The organism is Streptomyces sp. SID14478 (assembly GCF_010548525.1).
Taxonomy (GTDB): domain Bacteria; phylum Actinomycetota; class Actinomycetes; order Streptomycetales; family Streptomycetaceae; genus Streptomyces.
Genome location: NZ_JAAGMG010000579.1, coordinates 1 through 1,302 on the forward strand (window position 1 = coordinate 1; position 1,302 = coordinate 1,302).

Sequence of the window (1,302 nt, forward strand, 5' to 3'; positions counted from 1 at the left end):
GACGCAGGTCGTTCACGCCGCTGCTCGGCGGCCAGGGCGGCGGTGCGCTGGCGGCGCCGGTCTCACCGACCCGGGCCGGGGCGCCGCTGCTGCCCGGCGGCGGTCATGCGGACAGCGCGAGCTATCCGTTCTCGACTCCGGTGCTGTCCGGGGCGGCGCGGATGTCGCCCCTGATACGCCCGGCGGCCACGATCCCGGTGGTGGACGTGGCCCTGGAACCGCACGGGACGCCCGAGGTGACCGCGCTCGACGAGGCACCGGCCGAGCTCGCCGCGGCCCCCGCGTCGTTGCCGACCCTGTCCTCCCGCTCGTCCTCGGTCCGCTGACACCGGACGCCCCTGCGCCCGGCCCGCCGAACCTGGTTGAATCCAGGTGAGGCCGCGCATCCGGTGGTGATCCGGCTGCGCGCGGAGAAGCCCGCGGTGTGGTGCCGCGGGCCAGGTGTGGGGAGAGCGGCGGGACATGGACGAGGGCAAGCCCGCAAAGGCCAAGTGGTGGAGCCGCCCCCGACCGGACACGGGGCGCCCCGCGGAGGACGACGGCGACTGGCATCTGCCCGCTCCCGCCGGCGCCGCCGACGGTGGAGCGGTGGACGCGTCCGATCCCGTTGAGAGCGCCGCGGCCCCGGGCGCCCCGACCCCGGGCGACATGTCGGAGGGGACCCCGGAGCGGACCCCGCCGTCGGCTCCGGCCGCGGCCTCATCCCCGGTTCCGGCCTCGGCTCAGGTTCCGGATGCGGGCTCAGATCCGGCGCAGACTCCGCCCCTGGCTCCGGCCTCGACTCGGATTTCGGATGCGGTTCCAGACCCGGCTTCGCCGTCTGACACGGCTTCGGCCCCGCCGTCTGCCCCCGCCTCGACACATGCCTCGCCCACGCCCTCGGCGCGAGTGCAGGCGCAGGCCGACGTCGACGAGGCCGTCGCCGACGCGCCCCGGCCGTTGCACGATCCCGATCCCTACAGCACGCCGCCGTACGGTGAGCCCGGCCCGTGGGCACCCGCGCCGCCCGTGCAACACCCCGTGGCGACCCCGGCCCACGGCACGGCGACGCCTCCGGTGCCGTCCCCGGCCGCCCAGCAGCAGGCGTACCCGGGAGCTCCCGGCAGTCAGGCTGCCGCCTCTTCGCAAGGTGTGCCCGGGCCCGGGCCCGTCCCGGCCCCGTCGCACGGCGATCCGGCATCGCAGGGGCACCCGGGGGCTCCCGGCGTTCAGACCGGCGCACCCTCGCAGGGTCTGCCCGGGCCCGGGCAGACCCCGTCGCACGGGCATCAGGCCGCCGTCCCCCCGCACGGTTCTCCCGGG

1 pseudogene is annotated in these 1,302 nt (G+C 77.2%); it reads left to right on the forward strand.

Annotated features, from left to right (window positions below):
• Nucleotides 1-326: pseudogene (locus tag G3I40_RS18900) on the forward strand (zf-HC2 domain-containing protein); the annotation flags it as partial.
• Nucleotides 327-1,302: the final 976 nt, after the last annotated feature.